Here is an 18,354-nt window from a genome sequence, read left to right on the forward strand (position 1 = left end):
CGAGACATCACCTTGATCTCCACTACTTGCTCCTGGGTCAACATCGGCGGCCAAAGCCGCCATCCTTACCCCAGGTGGGTCACTTTTACGCCGACGAAGTGGGTCAGTATTACTGCGGCGGTGACAATTAAGCCGCGCCGCGAAGCGGCGTCGGCTTGAATGAACTGTTAGGCTGCAGCCTCCGCACGTGGGTCCGGCCTTCCACTGACGGCAATCATTATCCACTCACGGCCCTGCCTGAGATACACCTCGGTCCACTTGCCGGTGACGTCAAAAGACGCTGCACCGTGCGGTTGAACGGCGGCCCGGTATGAGTAGTGGACTATCCCTACCAGATGATCGTAGACCTGAATGCTGCGCGGAGAGAGGACGTAGCCTTTAAGCTCGGGGGCGTCATCAGTTACTGAAGCGACGGCACCGTCCTTGTTATGTGGCAGTTCGGCGGACATGTCCCAACCGACATACTGAGGATGTATAGCCTGTGCGATGAGCGTGCGATCTCGGCCGCGAGACTGTTCCCAGAGTTCGCAGACTCGATCCCAAAGCTCGCGCTGCTCCGGGGACAGTGTTTCGAGAGAGAGACTGGTTGGCATGGTGGTGCTCCTACGGTGCGCCTAGCTACCAAGGTAACCGGCGCCAGAGCCCCGCAGGGGCGTAGGGCACCAACACAGGCCATGAAAACGGCGAAGCCATGGCCTGTGTTGGCGTCCGCTTGACCTGACAATTAGGCTGAGGCGCGAAGGAGAGGGCGTGGAGCCCACGGCGACCGTTCCGCGGTTCGATGAACAACCCAGTTGCACAGACGCTCCCTTTGACGTTTTCAGAGAGTCTGCCAGATGGCTCGGCCCGGTGGAAGTGCGCCAATGGCGTTTGGCTGAACGACCGATGGCGATTGGCACTTTGGCGCCCCTGGATGTTGCGCTGACTGCCGAAGGACAGGCAGCCCTCAAGGCCGATGGCATGTGGCACGTTGGGGCCGCGCGGTGGTGAGCAGGCTACCGGCGGACAGACGGCCAAAGTGAGCCGAAGAAGTAAGGCTGGCAGCGTGGCGCTTCGTCGGTTCGGTGCGCGTTTTTAAGGCTTCTGAAGCGCGGTGATATGGATATCCAAAGGACTTCCAGAGCCTTTGTTTTCGGGGAGCCTAACGTTGGAATTAAGCGGCAAGAAACCGCGCAGCGGTTTTTTGCCCGCTTGAATGACTGGTTAGGGCTACCTTGTTATTAATGCGTTTGAGTTCACATGGTAGCCAGCTAGCTTGGCAGAACCATCTTTGAGTCTATAAACGAAGGTTTCGGTGGCCTCTCCATGCTGGTAATTTGATTTATAGGCGAGAGTAACTAAAGTGCCGGAGGTGTGATAATTAACATGCCACGTTTCTCTGGTTGTACTTTCCATGGTGCCAAGCTTGCGGTGAACTGCCTCCAGAAGTGCAACGAAATCTGCCTCTGAAGTAGCCTGCTTTAGATCATCTGCTGCAAAGGTATATACCCCCTTGAAATCGCCTGAGTTAAAGGAGGAGTGGAAATTTGGAACTTGGGATTCCGCTAGCTGGGTATCTGCTGACATGGAGCAGCCGGCAAGGACAAAGATGCCGAAAGCGAACATTACCAATCTTAGAAACTGCATTACCTTCCCCTGGAATTTGACAAAAAAGCCCTAACGAATGAAAGGGACTTCCCGTCCCGAGCTAGCCGCGATTTGCGGCGAACGGCATCGAAGTGCCACGATGGGGTTGCGAATCTCATCCACTCACTCGGAAGGGGAAGTCCATGGCCATTATTGCGATTGGGATCGATCTCGCCAAGAACGTGTTTGCGGTGCACGGGGTGGATGCAGCGGGCAAGGCGGTGCTGGTGCGGCCAGCGGTGCGGCGAGATGCGCTGCTGGAGCTGATCGCCAAACTGCCGCAGTGCCTGATCGGCTTGGAGGCGTGCTCTGGAGCGCACCACTGGGCGCGGCAGTTTCAGCAGTTTGGGCACCAGGTGCGCATCATGGCGGCCAAGTTCGTGGCGCCATACCGGCTCAGCGGCAAGCGGGGCAAGAATGACGCGGCCGACGCGCAGGCGATCTGCGAAGCGGTGCAGCGCCCGCAGATGCGGTTCGTGCCGATCAAGGGCGAAGACGCGCAAGGCCGCTTGAGCATCCACCGCGTGCGCCAAGGGTTCATCGAACAGCGCACTGCCACGATCAACCGCATCCGGGGTTTGCTCAGCGAGTACGGCCATGTGCTGCCGCAGCGCGCCGAGGTGGTTCGGTGCGAAGCCGGCCAATGCCTCGAAGACCTGCCGGGCTGGGCCAACACCGCAATTGGCGATTTGCTCAGCGAGCTGCACCGGCTCGATGAACGCATTGCCGAGTACGACCGCCACGTCGAGACGATGGCCAAGGCGGACGACCGCTGCCGCAAGCTGATGGCGATACCCGGTGTGGGCGACAAGACGGCCACGGCCCTGATGGCCAGCATTGGCAGCGCGCACGACTTCAAGTGCGGCAAGCAGCTTGCGGCGTGGCTGGGCCTGGTGCCCAGCCAGTACAGCTCTGGAGGCAAACAAAGGCTGGGGCGAATCACCAAAGCCGGAGACGGCTACTTGCGCATGCTGCTGATCCTGGGCGCGCGAGCGGTGGTGGCCAAGAATGCGGGCATGGCCTGGGCGATGCTCAGCAAAGGCGAAGCGTTCAGGCCGTTGACCTGACGACTGCCTGAGAGTGCCCGTGTGACGATTCATGGCGTGATGCCGCGTTGATGAGAACCAAGGTTGGACCTGCGCGGGGAAGGCTCGGATAACCTGTGAAGGCGCCATATGGCGACCTTGACTAACGAATGGAGCCCCCGCGTGCGTCTTTCATCAGGGTCCGCAGCACCTTGATGCTGCATTGAAGACCGGTTGTAGTGTTGCCGTCCTTATCCCTTGGTTGCTGTCCGCGCGTCTGATCCCTGGGTTGGTGTTTGATGGTTTGAAGGTCCCAGGTGAATCGCCTTCGGCGAATCACCCGGGGATGGTTTTGCTTGACAGATGGGGAAGCCCTTGTAGCCCAAGGTAAGCGGCGCCGGAGCACCGGAGGTGCGGAGGGCACCAACACAGGCCATGAGAATGCCGAAGGCATGGCCTGTGTTGGCGTCCGCTTGACCGACCAGTTAGGCTATGCGTCATTGCCGCCTCAGCTTTCTAAGCCATGTGTCCCATGACTCGATCTTTATTGGCGGAGAGACGCCATGCTCGAAGTCGTGGCGCTTTCTGCTCTCTACAAGGTCGTTGCGAGTTCGCCCCCCCACAACCACCGTTCTTATGGTGATGTCTTTGTTGGGATCTACTCCGAGAGGGCATTGAGGGCCAAGGAAAGCACCATGAATCTTTTCGCCGGCCTCCGCGCGCGCCCGAATCTTGTGGGCTTGTTTTCGAAAGGAGTTCAAATCTCTATAGATGTCTCCAACTCTGCGTCTAATCTGGCCGGCGGCGCGATTCACCGATTGTGCGAACTCGCCGTAGGCATCATCGTTGACGAGGAAAAAGTCGGCGCCTTTGATTTCTATGAGAACGATCTCCATCCGAGATGTACTCGTGAAAAGAGTGAAATCTACAAACCCTTCTGCCAAAGGGAATTCAGAGAAGGCAATGTAATGCTCGTGAGGGCTGCTATATAACTCGCCAAAGAGTGATAGGTCCCTCTTAAGTAGCGACTGAAGCTCTCGTTCTGTTGCGCCGCGATCAACTAGTGCCTGAATATCCTTTTTTGAAACCATGCTTGCTTGAATGTCGGAGCGGCGGTTCACGACCTCAGGTGACTCGAGCCAAGGTGATTTAGCGAATGGGTCAATTGCGGAACTCATCCTGTCTATTTCTTCCGCGAGCCGAGGCACAGAGAGTGTCTGAGCTTTTAGTTCAGCTAAGGTGCATTGAAGGATTTCCATTGCCTGTTCAAGAGACAGAGATCGCCAGCTAGGCGACCCGCTCTCTGTGAAGCTCACAAGATCGAATGTTGGCTCGCCGTAGTTGACTTCTTCATAGTGTTCGATCAGCGCTGTGCCTGGTAGAACAATGCCGCGATTGATTAAGGTGGAGTGGACCTGCTCGATTGCGTTGGTAATGGATTGGCCGGGGTGTATGTTACTCAAGTCCGTGACAAGTGCTACGACCGCGTTTGACGCCCCAAGAAACGTTCGCACTCGGCAAAGATTCTGCTGATGGCTACTCCATCCGGGAAACTGGACGATCTGATCAGAGAGCTTCATCTATGGTGCCAAACTACCAAGGTAAGCGGCTCCGGAGCCCGTGAGGGCGGAGGGTAAAACCAAGGGCCATGAAAATGCCGAAGGCATGGCCCTTGGTTGCGTCCGCGTTGACCTGACAGTTAGGCTGGGGCGCGGAGTGGAAAGTTTTTGCCACAATTTAAGTATTGGCTGGCGCACAGTAAAATTGGCTCCTCAGTAAGGATTTGAGGAATACTGAGAGCCAATTGATATTGCTGTGCCAACAAGGAAATAAAGAATGCAGCCAATACCTGTCATGAAAACATTGGCGGCAATCTCCTCTGCAGGTTGTGCTCGATCTGTTCCTGCGCGTTGGAGTTTTTTCTGTGCACTTTTGGAAAGGGCAATTGCTGGTGCAAATGCTGCAAGGCTGATGCCGGCGGCGCCGAGCAACCCCGCCCTCTCAGGCAAGAGGATGAGTGCCGCCATGCCTATGGGGTAAAGCAAAACAGCAATTGCAAGGCTGCGGGATGCTCCGAATTCCGAAAGAACTGAACGTTGTTGCCACAGCGTTAGGGCAGATTTAAGTGACACAGTCACGACTAAGAGGAGAAAAATGAAACCCATTTTTTTTCGCTGGTTGATTTTTATGCTTGCTGCGACAGGGAGCCTAACTACCAAGGTAACCGGCGCCGGAGCCCTTCAGGGCGGAGGGCACAACCAAGGGCCATGAGAATGCCGAAGGCATGGCCCTTGGTTGCGTCCGCGTTGACCTGACAGTTAGGCTGGGGCGCGGAGTGGAATGTTTTGATGGTACGTGAGCCTGCTTTTTTGAGTGTTGCATTTCACGTGGCAATCTGCGTAGTAAATAATTCAGTTGAGCGTGTTCGGCTGCCCACCTTCCCATCCAGGTTCACAGGCTGGACTGAGCGTCTTTTCTCCCTGAATGATGTTCTTGGACAGAATTTTGATTGCTCGATGTATCGAATTTTCAAGTTCTTCTTGTGCGCCCCACATGAATATATTTGAGTCGTTGCCAAGGTAGTCATTTCCGTCAACGTTTACGCAGATAACGGCTGAAGCAGTCTTGTTTCGTGAGAACTGGTTCATAAGCTCGATCATCGGTAATGCGATTAGACCATGCATTGAGACTAGCGTTGATGTCATAACTGGATCTGCCTTGGTTGTATCTGGCAATGACAATCTAACATCAAACGTCTTAATGACGATAGTTCTCGCATTTCTAGCGTGAAGAGCTGGAGCAAGTGTCTGGGGAAGGAATTTTACGATTCCTCCGTCAAAGGCTTCATCTCCAAGGTGTTGAATTACGCCTTGTGATGTTGAAAAAACTTTTGTGGTTTTCCAGTGGTTCGCGCGCATGTCATTTACATATCCGGTATATGGAATAAATGCTGCCTGAGATTTGCTGGCGGACGGAGTGGAGCAACCCAAAAATAGAGTTGATGCGGCAAGGTAGCAGATAAGACAGAGGGATCTTAAAATCATTCTCTAGCTCCGAAGGCCTAACTACATAGTTAACAGGCCCCGACCTGCGCAGCAGGTTGGGGTCCTGTTGAACGCAAAGTTAGGCGGGCGCGCGAAGGCACTGTGTTGCACGCGTTCTGAACCGGCGCTGTGGCGCGCAGTGGACGGAGGCTGGAAAAGATGATTTACCAGAGATCGCATCTCGTGTGCATAAGATTGGCCGAAAGATAAGCTGCGCGATGCATAGCTGCTTTTCGATCTGGAGCATCCTTGATCAAGGATGGTTCGTACCCATGATGTAGTCCAGCCATCCGATAAAGCTCTGGACTGATTTCGTCCGCGTATTCTTGATTGCACTTCTCGCAGAGAGTAACCATGTTCCGGCTGCTTGTCTCACCGCCTGCGGAGAAGGGCCAAACATGTTGAAGAGTAAGTGCATCATTCGCATTGCACACAAGACATGCCCCCCCGTCCCGGTCATGTATTTCTCTCTTTGCCTTGCCTCTGTAACTTCGTTTAAGGACGCCTTTAGACGCAATTTCGATATCCGTGTATGAACGCAAGCTAGAAGTGATGCACTTATGCTGCTTGAGCCACTGAGGCATATGTGCTCTAGCAAAACGCGGCTCCACGATTGACCAGCCGTGAAGGTATAGCCACCTCCTGTAATCGCCCTCGGATTCAATAAAAACGGCCTTCTGTCCCAACTCTTCAAGCGCACGGAGAAAGCGATCTGCGTCCACTTGAGATGGTTCTCTGATCTCAAACCGATCATCTTCTGAAATGTTGCCTAGTGTGAAGGTGCTGAAGTAGGCATAGCCCCCACACACTTGCTTTAGGTCGAAAACATATGCCATAGATAAAGAGGCCTAACGCCCAGGTTAACCGGCGCCGGAGCGCGAAGCGCGTAGGGCACCAACACTGGCCATGAAAATGGCGAAGCCATGGCCAGTGTTGGCGTCCGCGTTGAACCGACAGTTAGACATTTTTTGCGCTGATACGAATAATTTCCCCGAGCAGTTGATCCAGTTGATTCCTGAAGTCAACTTGAACCTTTGTTGGGGTGTCTTCCTTGGCGCGTATTTGCGTGTGTATTAAGCCGTCAGAAATATTTCGCAGAGAATTTTGAAGTTGCTCCATGCTCTTCTTGAATGACTTTGTTCCGGCGTAATTTGATGCCACCTGCGAAAACGCTTCGCAACCAAAGAGCGGTGGAATGTGATCAATGATCGCTCGGAGTAGATAGGCCACCGAGTAGGTGCAGCTATTTAAGTTGGCGAAGTTTAACTCCATGAGTATTTGAGCCAGCTTCGAATAGTCAAATCTGCTAGATTTGAGGGCGGATATTGCGGCTATCCGTTGCTCGGAAACATACGGTAGGGTACCGCCTTCTGTGTGTGGTTGCTCGTCAAGTCGCTTGTCTAGAGGGCTGTACATCTCTGGCGCGGGGTCCGATGTTCGGCAATAGTATTCGAGCGCACTAGCGCGGTTATAGCCTAGATGAAAGAGAACATCGCCCAACTGAAAGCCCAGGGCGGTTAAATGCATGACATATGCATGGCGAAGTGATCTCATGGTGAGCGACTTTGGCGCCCCCACTTTGTCTCTTGCTTCAGCCCAAACCCGCTGCAGCTTTTGCTCGTATAGAGGTGCGCCATCGACTTTCGCAAAAAGATAGGCTTCTTTGGCCTTGCCCTCAGACAGAAATCTTATATTTTCCCGCAGGCACACGGGAATAGCGGACAATCTGGCTTTTTGTGTTCGCTTGGGTTGTATCTTGATTTTCCAATTAGCGAGGTCGAGGTGCTTAATTTTTATGTTTATGACCTCAAGCAACTCCAGCCCCATGCCGTATAGGCATCCGAAGGCAGTGTGTAGTGTTTTGTCTTCTACCAATGAAAGGATGGCAAGCACGTCACGCTGAGTCGGAATGAATGGATCAGCTTTGCTCCTCTTTGATTTTGGCAATGAAGATATTATCTCCGGCCTGGGGAGCACATCCTTGAAAATGAATTTGGTTGCGGCCTTGGCACTTTTTACTGATTGCTCGCTAAATCGTCTTTCCTGCAGAAACTGGAGAAATCCATTAATGTCTGCTGGCTGTAGCTTTGGCAAGCTTTTGCCCGGGAAGTGGGTGGTGAGCTTGTCGAGCCACATCACATAAGACTCTACAGTCCGGTTGCTGTAGCCCCGCCCATTCAGCGTTGCCGCAAGTTTTTCTCGATAAGTGCTCATGTGGTTATGTCTAACTACCAAGGTAACCGGCGCCGGAGCCCTTCAGGGCGGAGGGTACAACCAAGGGCCATGATAATGCCGAAGGCATGGCCCTTGGTTGCGTCCGCGTTGACCTGACAGTTAGGCTGGGGCGCGCAGTGGAAGGTATTGACAGTGTGGAAGTCAGCATTTTTTGGCGTTACTCTCCGCGTGTCAAGTGGCGGCTGCGGCGCGTATTGGAAGATAAGGGCGCCTGCAATAGGCATTATTGGCTTTGCGATTTATGCCTCTTTGGGTGGTTTGCGTGTAGAATATTGATAGTGCCGTTGGTTTTAAGGTTGGTGGTTTTAGGGATGAGTACAGAATTTACAAAAATTGAGAAGATTTCTCTGGTGGGCGGCGTTTTGTGTGCTGTAGCTCTTCTGGCTGTCATGTGGCGTTTTGAGCCGGGGGCAGCTTTTTGGGCTACTCGGAAAGCTGTCTGGCTGGTGTGCGTTAACTTGGGCCTATTTTTGGTTTTGAAGAGGCTTGTTGCTAAAGAGTACGTGGGCAAGGAGGGTTGGGGCGCTAAATTAATAGGCAAAATTATTGCCTTCAATAGGGCTTTCGCCTTGTTTTCTGTCGCTTTTGTTGTCGTTGTCTGCTCGGTTGAATATCTGAGAAAATGATTCGCATTTTGCGATGTGTCTGTGCTTGAGCGGAGATGAGCGGGCGTATGTAAGCCTAACTACCAAGGTAACCGGCGCCGGAGCCCTTCAGGGCGGAGGGCACAACCAAGGGCCATGAGAATGCCGAAGGCATGGCCCTTGGTTGCGTCCGCGTTGACCTGACAGTTAGGCTGGGGCGCGAAGGAGAGGGCCTGGAGCACACGGCAAACTGGCCATGGTTGGATGAACAGTGATGCTGCACAGACGCTCCCTTTGATGATTTGCTGTGATTCTGGCTGATGCTAGTGCGCGGTGGCATCACTGATTCGTGCGCTGACCGCAGGCGGACGGGCTGCCCACTTGGCATAGGCGTGTGGCACTTCATTGCGGCAGTTTGACGACCACGCATCCGTGCGATCGAACTTCTGAGCCGCGAACGGATGTCCAACAAAGACTCTCGTCCACGACGAGATAGTCCAAAACATGCCGCTGACCGTCCGGGGACGCCGCTTCCCAGTGAAACGACTGCGTTCCCCAGGTGGCGCTCCCGGAAGCAGTTGGCGGCGACAACTTGTTCAGATCGAACCCGAGCGACGCTGCGGCGGGTCCAGCCGCGTGCACAGCGTTTGCGGCGCTCATAGGCTCTGGCCGCATCACTAGCCCAGCAATGACCACACCGATCACAGCGGTCACTATGAGCATCACTCGCATTTGGTGCAGCCTAACGCCACGTTAACAGGCGACTGCCAGCGTAGCTGGTAGACGTCCTGTTGAACAACCAGTTAGGCCAAAACATGAGGCAGAGAGATTTTTTAGCATTGATTTCATAGAACGGTAATGGTTCTCTGCTCATGGCTAATGGCGCATCGAGCGTGGCAGTCCGCCCCGGCAAACAGTTGCCCCATGAAGTGCTCTACGACATTGCCCTTTGACCACTTAAGTACTGTTTTGATGGCGTGGGTCCCTAAGCTGGACTGGATGCGTTCCTTGCTAAGGATTAGTTCCTCGGGGATAACGACGCGATACTCGTTTATAGGATAAGGAAAGCGCGAGTTCCGAACCATGCCTGCCTCATTGACCTCATAGTAGGCGATGGCGCCATCTTGGAGTGTTTGTTCGATGTGCAGCCATCCATCTCGCATCATGTATTTGAACTTGGTCGTTTGACCCGTTTTTGTCTCATAGAAGCGCCCGACCTCAGGAGACCAGCACTCTTGTAGCTCTGGGCCAATGATTTGATACGTGCCATTTGGTTCGGCCTGAGGGACGCTCAGGAGAATTTTTTTGATCGAGGCTTGCTCTGCTGCTACTTCTTCGATGCGGCGAAGTAGCAGATCAGCGTTAAAAACGACTTCGGGAAGCTTCTCGTGAGAGCGTTTGATTTCTTGAAGTCTCGCCACGGTGTAGCGTAGTTCGTCATCGGTTTCTTTGTGATGCTCATGGCACATGAACATGAGATTGCTTGGCGCCCGACGCTCTTCATCTGTCAACAATGGGTTGTATCGTTGGCCGCCCGGCTCTGCCGCCTCAATATGGCAAAGCTCCGCCACGTAGTCATCATGCTCGTTAAGCAGCGGACGCCCGCAACCGGGAAACGCACATTGGTTCTTTGACTTAATGGCGAGATCCCGAAGTACCTCTTTTCGTATAGCAAGGCGTGACATGTGTTTGAGGGATTTTGGCCTAACGCCCAAGGTAAGCGGCGCCAGAGCACCGAAGGTGCGGAGGGCACCAACAAGGGCCATGAAAATGCCGAAGGCATGGCCCTTGTTGGCGTTCGCTTGACCGACCAGTTAGGCGCGCCGCTCGACCACGCCGCCGAAGTGATTTTTGTAGATGCATAAGAAGCTCTCCACTTCGTGCGCCTTAAGCGGCATAAGTGCTTCGGGCAACTCTGTCATTGGAACGTAGTCCCGATTCGTGGGTATACCCAGTCGCTTCGCTCCCACTCTAGTGCCCGCATGCAAGTAGACAAGCGTTGGTTCGTGCCCCTTATTGGCGGATATTCGGAGAGCGGTGTCGTAGGCGTAGAGTTCGCCAAGACCATGAACTTTGGACGTAACGTCCCGAACGCCCTTCAGTACTTCATCGAAGGATGTGGCCTTTTGAAACGCTCCGAGCATGCTCATGATGGCTTGCTTGCCTTGCTGTAGGCTCTCACGAGTAAGCCTGCGCTGGTGCGAGAAGCGCTTTCCTCGAGAGTCCTTCGCCAACGCTGCAAATTCAAGCGCTTGTTCTGGCGAGAGTTCTTTGAAGAACGCAAGCTCATCTCGCTCACCCAGCCTGTACGTGTCGATGAACTCCCTCACCATCGCCTCTAAGGTGATGAGGCGACGCGTTGGGGGCGAACATGTTTTCTTTGGGCTTCTTCGGCAACCAGACATAGTTTCCTTTTGCGGGCCTAACTACCAAGGTAACCGGCGCCGGAGCCCTTCAGGGCGGAGGGTACAACCAAGGGCCATGAAAATGCCGAAGGCATGGCCCTTGGTTGCGTCCGAGTTGACCTGACAGTTAGGCTGGGGCGCGGAGTGGAAGGTTTTGATAGCACTACGGCCTGCATTTTGGGTGTTGCACTTCACGTGTCAATCCGAGCTTTGGGCCGTATAGGTGTTGGCGCCGGTGTGACTGGTTAGATGGCTTTGCATCATTTGTCAGTGGTCTCCATCGTGAATGACCGGCCGTACAAGCATTCGTATTTAACTTTCATGTTTGCACGATTGAGAAGCTCCATAAAAGCTTGTTCGTTCTGCTTTTTCATGCCGGGCAAGAAGATGCGCGCAACCTCAATCGTTGCTTGGCTCGGCACCGATGATCCGATTCCCGGAAGTGACTGAGCTTGAACCTGATAGTCTCTAGTCCCCTTGAGCAGATGGTCTGCCACTTGCTCCACCGGATCGATTGGGCGCAGGCCAAAGCGCCGCTTATCAATAAAAAACTGAATGTCTTTGATGATGGCGGGGCCTATGCCATTGTTCTTGATGTGCAGATGGAGAGTAAGGCCTGCATCGGTCCATTTTCGGTGTGTATCCCAGACCAGATGAGGCTTGACCGACAACCGGTTGTGTTGGCGACTAAGCCATGCCTGATACATGGTCAGGCTAAGCGCAGACAGCGCCAGAACTGATTCGAGGGTTACCTCGACACTTCCGATGGAGGCCAGTGTTGTCATGAAAGCCTAACTACCAAGGTAACCGGCGCCGGAGCCCTTCAGGGCGGAGGGCACAACCAAAGGCCATGAGAATGCCGAAGGCATGGCCCTTGGTTGCGTCCGCGTTGACCTGACAGTTAGGCTGGGGCGCAGAGTGGAGGGTTTGTGCATTACGACTACCTAAAATTCTGGGTGTTGCACTTGACGTGTCAATCCGTGCTGGTGACAGATGCGCAATCCCTAGCGCTATCCCTAAACATGTTTGTTGGATTTGATCCGAGCCGTGATGCAGAAGCACAGTTGATCTGTTGTGCCAGCATTTTCGCTTTCCCAGCTTGCTGCATCCTCTGCAATTCCTTGGCGAGTGATGCGCGCAGCTTCTTTGGGTGTTTGGTCGTGAAGTGAGATTGACGAATACTTCCCTGCGCTTCCATGTCCAACGCGCCCGTCCGCGCACTTGACCCACCCCTCCCAACCGAGAATGTGAAAGCCGGCACCTTCGAGAAGGTCGATCGCTCGTAGTGCCTCTGCCAGTGGCAACACGACCTCGCGACTAGAGATCGACTTGTGCGATAGGTCGGTAGGTAAGGCGGACAGTGCTTCGTTCATGAGAGCCTAACTACAAGTTAACCGGCGCCGGAGCCCGAAGGGCGTAGGGCACCAACATGGGCCATCAAAATCGCGAAGCGATGGCCCATGTTGGCGTCCGCGTTGAACGTAACGTTAGGCTGGGGCGCGTAGGCAGAAAATTTCAAGTACGCAAAATTACTTACGGATTGGGCATTCATGCGAATATGAACAATTTTAGCCGGTAGGCTGAATTTCTCGCGTAACCGCAGCGATTTTCAACTGCTCAACAGCGATTGCCAGAAATTTTGTTGCTAACTCTACACTTCCGAGGCGGGGATCAATTGATGCTTTGCTCAGTGCAGTAGTCATGTTCTCCCATATCTGAATTTTATTTATCAGATAAGGCGCAGAGGCGGCAGCGGCTGCAGTGGCTAGCTCAAGGCGGTGCTTGAGCTCTCCGTATTGGTACTGTCGTGTTTCCTCGCTGTCCGTCGAGCAGGAAATTTGAATGCGTGCATCGTTTAGAAACTGAAGCGTTTCTTCAAATGTGGCGAGTGCGCGAGAAGCGACAATGTTCTGTGTCATTTCGTTTCGCGCTCTTTGTGCTTTGATTGCGTATTTCCATGACAGTGTTGCGCCACCAATGGACGCAAGCGCTGCGAAGCCTTGGACAAGAGGTAACCAATGCGAGAACCAATTTAGTAGATCTTCCATCTGCGTGCGAATTTTGTTGAGTATCGTTTGGCGTAATTTCAAGAGGCCTAACTACCAAGGTAACCGGCGCCGGAGCCCGTCAGGGCGGAGGGCACAACCAAGGGCCATGAAAATGCCGAAGGCATGGCCCTTGGTTGCGTCCGCGTTGACCTGACAGTTAGGCTGGGGAGCGAAGGCACGGGTTTGCATTTTTACATTGGACTTAGAAGTTAATTGCCAATACTCTCGATTGCAAAGTTTACGAACGCAGAGCAACAGACTAACATGAACTTGGCGTCAGCTTTTGTCAGGTTGCCCTCATCAAGAAGTGCGTGCCGTATGCCCTCAGCATCATTCGTATAACCGTACAAAGACGAAAATGCGCTCTTCAGGGCTGGGTGAAGCTTCTTAGATCGCTCCAGCTCTTTGAGGATTGCTCCGAGAGTGCCAGAGTCATCGCCTGTCAGCTTCCGGGCTAACGATTCGACTGCGCTAATGCTTTCTTTTATCGAGTTGCGGAAGTCGGGGTTTTTTCTATCGGAAAGTAAATCAAGTGCTGCACGGAGGTGCGTCTTGGCTCCGCGGTAGTCTTCGGCAATAGATAAAGCTTCTTCGACGGTACTTATTTCTTCCGCCGACGTAATTTCACAGATGCGATCATTGACAAAGCGATAAGCGGAGTTTTCTCTTTCAAGGTAGCTGTTGGCGAGTTCAATAAACCTTGCCTTTTGCTGCTCAGGTCCGTAGTTGGCAACAAACTCAACGAAGTCGTAGACTTCGTACCATTCGGCCTGGAAAAAGTGCTTCCGGAGACGCTCGTAGCAATTTCCCCAGTACTGATCAATCGTGTCCGTTGGTTGCTTGAAGTAATGAAGCCAAAAGCAGATAACTAGGCTGTGCAGGTTTGAGTTTTTTACATAGTCAGACCGGCCGTAAGAGCCGCCCCCAGGAGATCGGTATGTGTCCCAATAGCACAGGGATAAAAGGCTCCATAATGAATTACGAAGCTCATCATCAATGGCTTCTCGCTGAGCCAACTTTGTCGCAGGAGTTAATCCTGCTCGCTGTGAAAAGCGCATGTTCTTTAGAGCCTATCGAATTTTGGTGGAGCTGAAAACCAAAGCCTAACTACCAAGGTAACCGGCGCCGGAGCCCGCCAGGGCGGAGGGCACAAGCAAGGGCCATGAAAATGCCGAAGGCATGGCCCTTGGTTGCGTCCGCGTTGACCTGACAGTTAGGCTGGGGCGCGAAGGAGAGAGCATGGAGTAAGGCGAAAACATGCTGGGCTTGATTAATTTCAGCCTTGAAGTGCAATTCACTTTGCATTCAAGTTCGGGTTCGCGGGGTAAAAAGTTTAAGGGCCGGACGAGTAAGCGAGAATAAGAGCTGCTAAGCTGGGGGTTGTGACTAATGCTATGCTTGTGATTGTTTGCTTCGATTGCCGATAATATAACCGGCAAAGGGTCGCTGCCGGAAGAAAAGCAAACCACCACCAGCTAGCCATGATGGTTTGAGCCCAATTCGGTGTTTGACCATAATCCGGGCCCCCGTAGGGGCGGAGTGCCTCGTATAAACGCTTCCACTGTTCTGCTGTTATGGGGGTTCCCGGGTTCTCTTTGATAATTTTTTGCGCCTCTTCCGGCCACGCATCCGTATTCACTCTGTGACCGTTCGATGGGAAGGTAATAAATTGAGCTAGCAGCATTGAGATAAATAATAAAATTACACCGAGGCCTGCCGCTTTAATCGTGGATACATGCAAATTCTTGGGTAATGATTGTGTCATAACGTTTTGTGGCTAAATGATATGAGCTCGCATTATCTACTGTCCGAAGAAGGCCTAACTACCAAGGTAACCGGCGCCGGAGCCCGCCAGGGCGTAGGGTACAAGCAAGGGCCATGAGAATGCCGAAGGCATGGCCCTTGGTTGCGTCCGCGTTGACCTGACAGTTAGGCTGGGGCGCGGAGTGGAAGGTTTGCGCAGCATGACAGCCTGCAGTTTTGAGTGTTGCACTACACGTGTCAATCTGCGCCATTTCTCCGAAGTGCTCATGTTCTCGCCTTCCTAAGCTTTAGCGAGACTCTTGCGCCTATGGCCAAACCTAGAAACGGCAGCCAGACCCAAAGCAACTCTGAGAGTATGACTCGCAAGCCTGGCTCACCAAAAAAGCGACGCAGACTCAGAGGCGAGGCCTCGATGGGCCTTAGCGGTGCGAAGACCCTCTGTTCGCTGAACGGCCACAAGATTGCAGCGCCATGCCCTGCATTCGTGCATGTATCTAAGAGAGGGTGCGATGCAGCGCAGATGAAAAGGTAGAGCCATGGCCAAAAGAAAGTGCGACTGTAAGCCCGAGCATATGAGAACGCGCAGATCGTTGCTGCAATGAATGCGAATACTAGCGAGTGACTCGCTCCCCTATGCCCGAACTCGCTCTCGTAAGGTACGCCAAGGCGCAAAAGAAGCACATCTGCATCGGGGAGGATCGATAGCAAAAGGCCCAGAAACAGTAGCTTTGCAGGAAGAAGGTCTTTTCCGATTCCAATGCGAGTAGCTATTGGAACTGCGATGTGGCTGAATACACTTGGCATTTTTTGGTTGGCCTAACTACCAAGGTAACCGGCGCCGGAGCCCTTCAGGGCGGAGGGTACAACCAAGGGCCATGAGAATGCCGAAGGCATGGCCCTTGGTTGCGTCCGTGTTGACCTGACAGTTAGGCTGGGGCGCGGAGTGGAAGGTTTTCATAGTACGACTCACCGCATTTTCGGTGTTGTATTTCGCGTGTCAATCTGCGGTTTATCGCTAATGGGGAACAGACCAGGCCAGCCTTCATCTGGCCTTGAGTCATGAGAGAAGCGTGCCTGAGCCTTAGCGAAGCACTGCTTTGACAAGTTGCTGAAGTCGCCTTGGTTGCGAGGGTGCTCAACATAGAAAATCACCTCCCGCGAGTTTGCAAATACAAGTAGCGAAACAGCGTCACTAGAAAAAACAGAAGTCTTGCCCTCTAAGTCCCAGCTAAAGCCGAGTGCTTGAGCCGCGGCCTCATTGTTGGAGTACGGGCCAAGAATACAGACCCTGCTCCATGCGTTAGGCGAGATTTTTGCCAGATTGACTAGCTTTCCGCCGGTGTCAGTGAACTGCTTTGCAATTGCGGCGGAAGTCGGATTCTTTTCAGTGCAACCAGCGATAAAGAAAATACCTGCAAGTAGCGCTATCGATGTGGCACGCATGAAAAGCCTAACTACCAAGGTAACCGGCGCCGGAGCCCGCCAGAGCGGAGGGCACAACAAAGGGCCATGAGAATGCCGAAGGCATGGCCCTTGGTTGCGTCCGCGTTGACCTGACAGTTAGGCTGGGGCGCGGAGTGGAAGGTTTGTGATAAGTACATTGCCTGAAAATCGGGTGTTGCACTCTTCATGGAAATTCGCGCTGGGGCGCGTAGTGAAGATGTGTTCTACCTGGTGCGGCTGCGACTAATTTTTAGTTGCTGTCATCTTGCTCATACGCAGTTCAATGCTCCTGGAATGTTCCATCTGAATGCCTTGCCCAACCTTTCGCGAAGATGCCGGACTCAAGGTCAAAGATGCTCTCAAACTCTTGATCCAGTATTCCATCAGTTCCAAAAAGATAGCCGTGAACGCGATGCAACCTCAACGCTAGCACCTGCTCAGATGAGTCCCAGGGGTGCTCGCCGTCATAGTACTTATCAAGCGACATGGCTGCGTTGTAAACACATTCACCTTCTTGGGTATAGCCGATGAGGATCGCCTTATCAACGATGGTGCGTGGACGTTTCATCTTGCTCATGTTGTTAGGCCTAACTACCAAGGTAACCGGCGCCGGAGCCCGTCAGGGCGGAGGGCACAACCAAGGGCCATGAAAATGCCGAAGGCATGGCCCTTGGTTGCGTCCGCGTTGACCTGACAGTTAGGCTGTGGCGCGAAGGAGAGGGCGTGGAGCACACAGCGATGCCCGTGTATTACTGCGTACCGCCAAGCTGGATGGAACACATGTAAGCAACTTGAGATGAGGTTGTTGAGGGGACCATCGGCATTGAGGCCGAGCCTTTATAAACGATGGCCTCACCCCTGCCGGACTTGCCCATGAACAACACGCCAGGGGGCAAGGAAGGCGCCTCATTAGGGTACTTACCCTTGAGTGCCTCAATGAGCGGACTTGCAGTGGTGCCACATGACTCACCGAGTACGGACAAGGTGCCAAATGATCCGAGGATCGTTGCGTTCTTCACGCACGCTTTATCTGTTGAGACCGGCTTCGCCAACACCATCGCTTCACCTGCGCTCCGAATCGCGCCTGATTTGACTTGTGCTTGCAGGGTCGATGAGTTTGATTTGGGACTGCAAGTTAGCAAGTCAATTAGCTGTTCATTGGGGGTGCCCGTAGCAGGGACACACACAACGCATAACAGCAGTGCATTAATCTTTGGATTGATCATCTTCTCAGCCTGAAAATTTGTGTCTTTAGTGAGGGCCTAACTACAAAGGTAACCGGCGCCGGAGCCCGCTAGGGCGGAGGGCACAACCAAGGGCCATGAGAATGCCGAAGGCATGGCCCTTGGTTGCGTCCGCGTTGACCTGACAGTTAGGCTGGGGCGCGGAGTGGAATGTTTTGATAGTACGGCTGCCTGCATTTTCAGTGTTGCACTTCACGCGTCAATCCGCGCCGCGGTTGATATGGGCAGAGGTCATAGATGCTCGCACTCCAATGCTTGTGGGTTCCACTTGCCGCCACGATCGAGACACTTGTCTATGGCCAAGGCTCGTTGTGCCGGCGGCACCAGAAGCATTGAGATGGCCAATAACGCGATTGCCCAGGTGCTTCGCGCAATGCTCGGGACTTGCTTGATAGCGCGAAAGACAGCGACGCCAAGCAGCAAGGCGCCGATGGCCCGAAAGAGACTTGCTTGCGAGCGCAACTCCCAACCGAGCTTATGAGCACTTGGCGGGCCACCGGCTATCCAAGCGCTGTAGGCAGCGTCATTGAGGTAGTACAGGCAAGCGACGACTCCAATTGCTAATAAGGCCCAACGAAATGTTTGTGCTCCGAGTCCGTTCACGCGCATTGCTCCGTTTAGTGGCCTAACTACCAAGGTAAGCGGCGCCGGAGCCCCGCAGGGGCGTAGGGCACCAACACAGGCCATGAAAATGGCGAAGCCATGGCCTGTGTTGGCGTCCGCTTGACCTGACAGTTAGGCTGAGGCGCGAAGGAGAGGGCGTGGAGCCCACGGCAACCGTTCTGCGGTTCGTTGGACAACCCAGTTGCACAGACGCTCCCTTTGATGTTTTCAGAGAGTCTGCCAGATGGCTCTGCCCGGTGGAAGTGCGCCAATGGCATTTGGCTGAACGACCGATGGCGAGTGGCACTTTGGCGCCCCTGGATGTTGCGCTGA

General features: G+C 53.6%; 19 protein-coding genes. 3 read left to right on the forward strand and 16 right to left on the reverse strand.

Translation table 11 applies throughout. The features are described 5' to 3' along the window. Window positions 1-167: 167 nt before the first annotated feature. Together GTZ97_RS17060 and GTZ97_RS03775 are read right to left on the reverse strand one after the other, a co-directional pair. Window positions 168-593: a nuclear transport factor 2 family protein gene (locus GTZ97_RS17060; protein WP_161649198.1), complete on the reverse strand. Its 426-nt coding sequence runs from the start codon at window positions 591-593 to the stop codon at window positions 168-170. Between the two features lie 616 nt (window positions 594-1,209). Next, window positions 1,210-1,605 carry a DUF4019 domain-containing protein gene (locus tag GTZ97_RS03775; RefSeq protein ID WP_161649199.1) on the reverse strand — a complete coding sequence of 132 codons (396 nt, stop codon included), beginning with the start codon at window positions 1,603-1,605 and terminating at the stop codon, window positions 1,210-1,212. Between the two features lie 164 nt (window positions 1,606-1,769). Between GTZ97_RS03775 and GTZ97_RS03780 the strand changes: the two genes are divergently transcribed. Then, window positions 1,770-2,693, forward strand: coding sequence for an IS110 family RNA-guided transposase (locus GTZ97_RS03780; RefSeq protein ID WP_161649200.1), 924 nt, complete (start codon window positions 1,770-1,772; stop codon window positions 2,691-2,693). 455 nt (window positions 2,694-3,148) lie between these two features. On the opposite strand, the gene GTZ97_RS03785 is transcribed toward GTZ97_RS03780, so the two are convergent. The 5 genes from GTZ97_RS03785 to GTZ97_RS03805 form a co-directional block, all read right to left on the reverse strand. After that, on the reverse strand, window positions 3,149-4,231 hold the full coding sequence (locus tag GTZ97_RS03785) for a Shedu immune nuclease family protein (protein WP_161649201.1): 1,083 nt from the start codon (window positions 4,229-4,231) through the stop codon (window positions 3,149-3,151). A gap of 192 nt (window positions 4,232-4,423) precedes the next feature. Then, a complete protein-coding gene (locus GTZ97_RS03790; RefSeq protein WP_161649202.1) occupies window positions 4,424-4,816 on the reverse strand; it encodes a hypothetical protein in 393 nt (130 codons plus the stop codon). Between the two features lie 246 nt (window positions 4,817-5,062). Continuing rightward, entirely contained in the window at window positions 5,063-5,569 is a 507-nt protein-coding gene (locus GTZ97_RS03795) for a hypothetical protein (protein ID WP_161649203.1), read from the reverse strand. 290 nt (window positions 5,570-5,859) lie between these two features. Further along, the gene (locus GTZ97_RS17065) at window positions 5,860-6,531 is read right to left on the reverse strand and encodes an HNH endonuclease (RefSeq protein WP_161649204.1); all 672 of its coding nucleotides are present in this window, start codon (window positions 6,529-6,531) and stop codon (window positions 5,860-5,862) included. Window positions 6,532-6,652: 121 nt separating this feature from the next. After that, window positions 6,653-7,909, reverse strand: coding sequence for a tyrosine-type recombinase/integrase (locus GTZ97_RS03805; RefSeq protein WP_161649205.1), 1,257 nt, complete (start codon window positions 7,907-7,909; stop codon window positions 6,653-6,655). A 332-nt stretch (window positions 7,910-8,241) separates the two neighbouring features. Here GTZ97_RS03805 and GTZ97_RS03810 point away from each other — a divergent pair, with 332 nt between their 5' ends. Then, window positions 8,242-8,556: a hypothetical protein gene (locus tag GTZ97_RS03810; RefSeq protein ID WP_161649206.1), complete on the forward strand. Its 315-nt coding sequence runs from the start codon at window positions 8,242-8,244 to the stop codon at window positions 8,554-8,556. Between the two features lie 803 nt (window positions 8,557-9,359). On the opposite strand, the gene GTZ97_RS03815 is transcribed toward GTZ97_RS03810, so the two are convergent. From GTZ97_RS03815 to GTZ97_RS03850, 9 genes are all read right to left on the reverse strand, one after another. Then, a complete protein-coding gene (locus tag GTZ97_RS03815; RefSeq protein WP_161649207.1) occupies window positions 9,360-10,199 on the reverse strand; it encodes a hypothetical protein in 840 nt (279 codons plus the stop codon). 129 nt (window positions 10,200-10,328) lie between these two features. Further along, window positions 10,329-10,847 (reverse strand): hypothetical protein, encoded by a 519-nt coding sequence (locus GTZ97_RS03820; RefSeq protein WP_161649208.1) that lies wholly within the window; start codon window positions 10,845-10,847, stop codon window positions 10,329-10,331. Window positions 10,848-11,179: 332 nt separating this feature from the next. Then, entirely contained in the window at window positions 11,180-11,704 is a 525-nt protein-coding gene (locus GTZ97_RS03825) for a DUF8453 domain-containing protein (RefSeq protein WP_161649209.1), read from the reverse strand. A gap of 231 nt (window positions 11,705-11,935) precedes the next feature. Next, window positions 11,936-12,292, reverse strand: a complete 357-nt coding sequence (locus GTZ97_RS16640) for a hypothetical protein (protein WP_236651011.1) — start codon at window positions 12,290-12,292, stop codon at window positions 11,936-11,938. A 195-nt stretch (window positions 12,293-12,487) separates the two neighbouring features. Further along, window positions 12,488-13,009 carry a hypothetical protein gene (locus GTZ97_RS03830; RefSeq protein WP_161649210.1) on the reverse strand — a complete coding sequence of 174 codons (522 nt, stop codon included), beginning with the start codon at window positions 13,007-13,009 and terminating at the stop codon, window positions 12,488-12,490. A gap of 167 nt (window positions 13,010-13,176) precedes the next feature. Next, the gene (locus GTZ97_RS03835) at window positions 13,177-14,025 is read right to left on the reverse strand and encodes an AbiJ-NTD4 domain-containing protein (protein WP_161649211.1); all 849 of its coding nucleotides are present in this window, start codon (window positions 14,023-14,025) and stop codon (window positions 13,177-13,179) included. 970 nt (window positions 14,026-14,995) lie between these two features. Further along, window positions 14,996-15,535: a metal-dependent hydrolase gene (locus GTZ97_RS17070; RefSeq protein ID WP_161649212.1), complete on the reverse strand. Its 540-nt coding sequence runs from the start codon at window positions 15,533-15,535 to the stop codon at window positions 14,996-14,998. A 162-nt stretch (window positions 15,536-15,697) separates the two neighbouring features. Beyond that, entirely contained in the window at window positions 15,698-16,174 is a 477-nt protein-coding gene (locus tag GTZ97_RS03845) for a hypothetical protein (protein ID WP_161649213.1), read from the reverse strand. A 280-nt stretch (window positions 16,175-16,454) separates the two neighbouring features. Further along, entirely contained in the window at window positions 16,455-16,751 is a 297-nt protein-coding gene (locus GTZ97_RS03850) for a hypothetical protein (protein ID WP_161649214.1), read from the reverse strand. A 296-nt stretch (window positions 16,752-17,047) separates the two neighbouring features. Here GTZ97_RS03850 and GTZ97_RS03855 point away from each other — a divergent pair, with 296 nt between their 5' ends. Beyond that, window positions 17,048-17,413, forward strand: coding sequence for a hypothetical protein (locus GTZ97_RS03855; protein ID WP_161649215.1), 366 nt, complete (start codon window positions 17,048-17,050; stop codon window positions 17,411-17,413). The last annotated feature ends 941 nt before the right edge of the window (window positions 17,414-18,354 follow it).

The organism is Aquabacterium fontiphilum, assembly GCF_009909205.1.
GTDB classification, from domain to species: domain Bacteria; phylum Pseudomonadota; class Gammaproteobacteria; order Burkholderiales; family Burkholderiaceae_C; genus Aquabacterium; species Aquabacterium fontiphilum.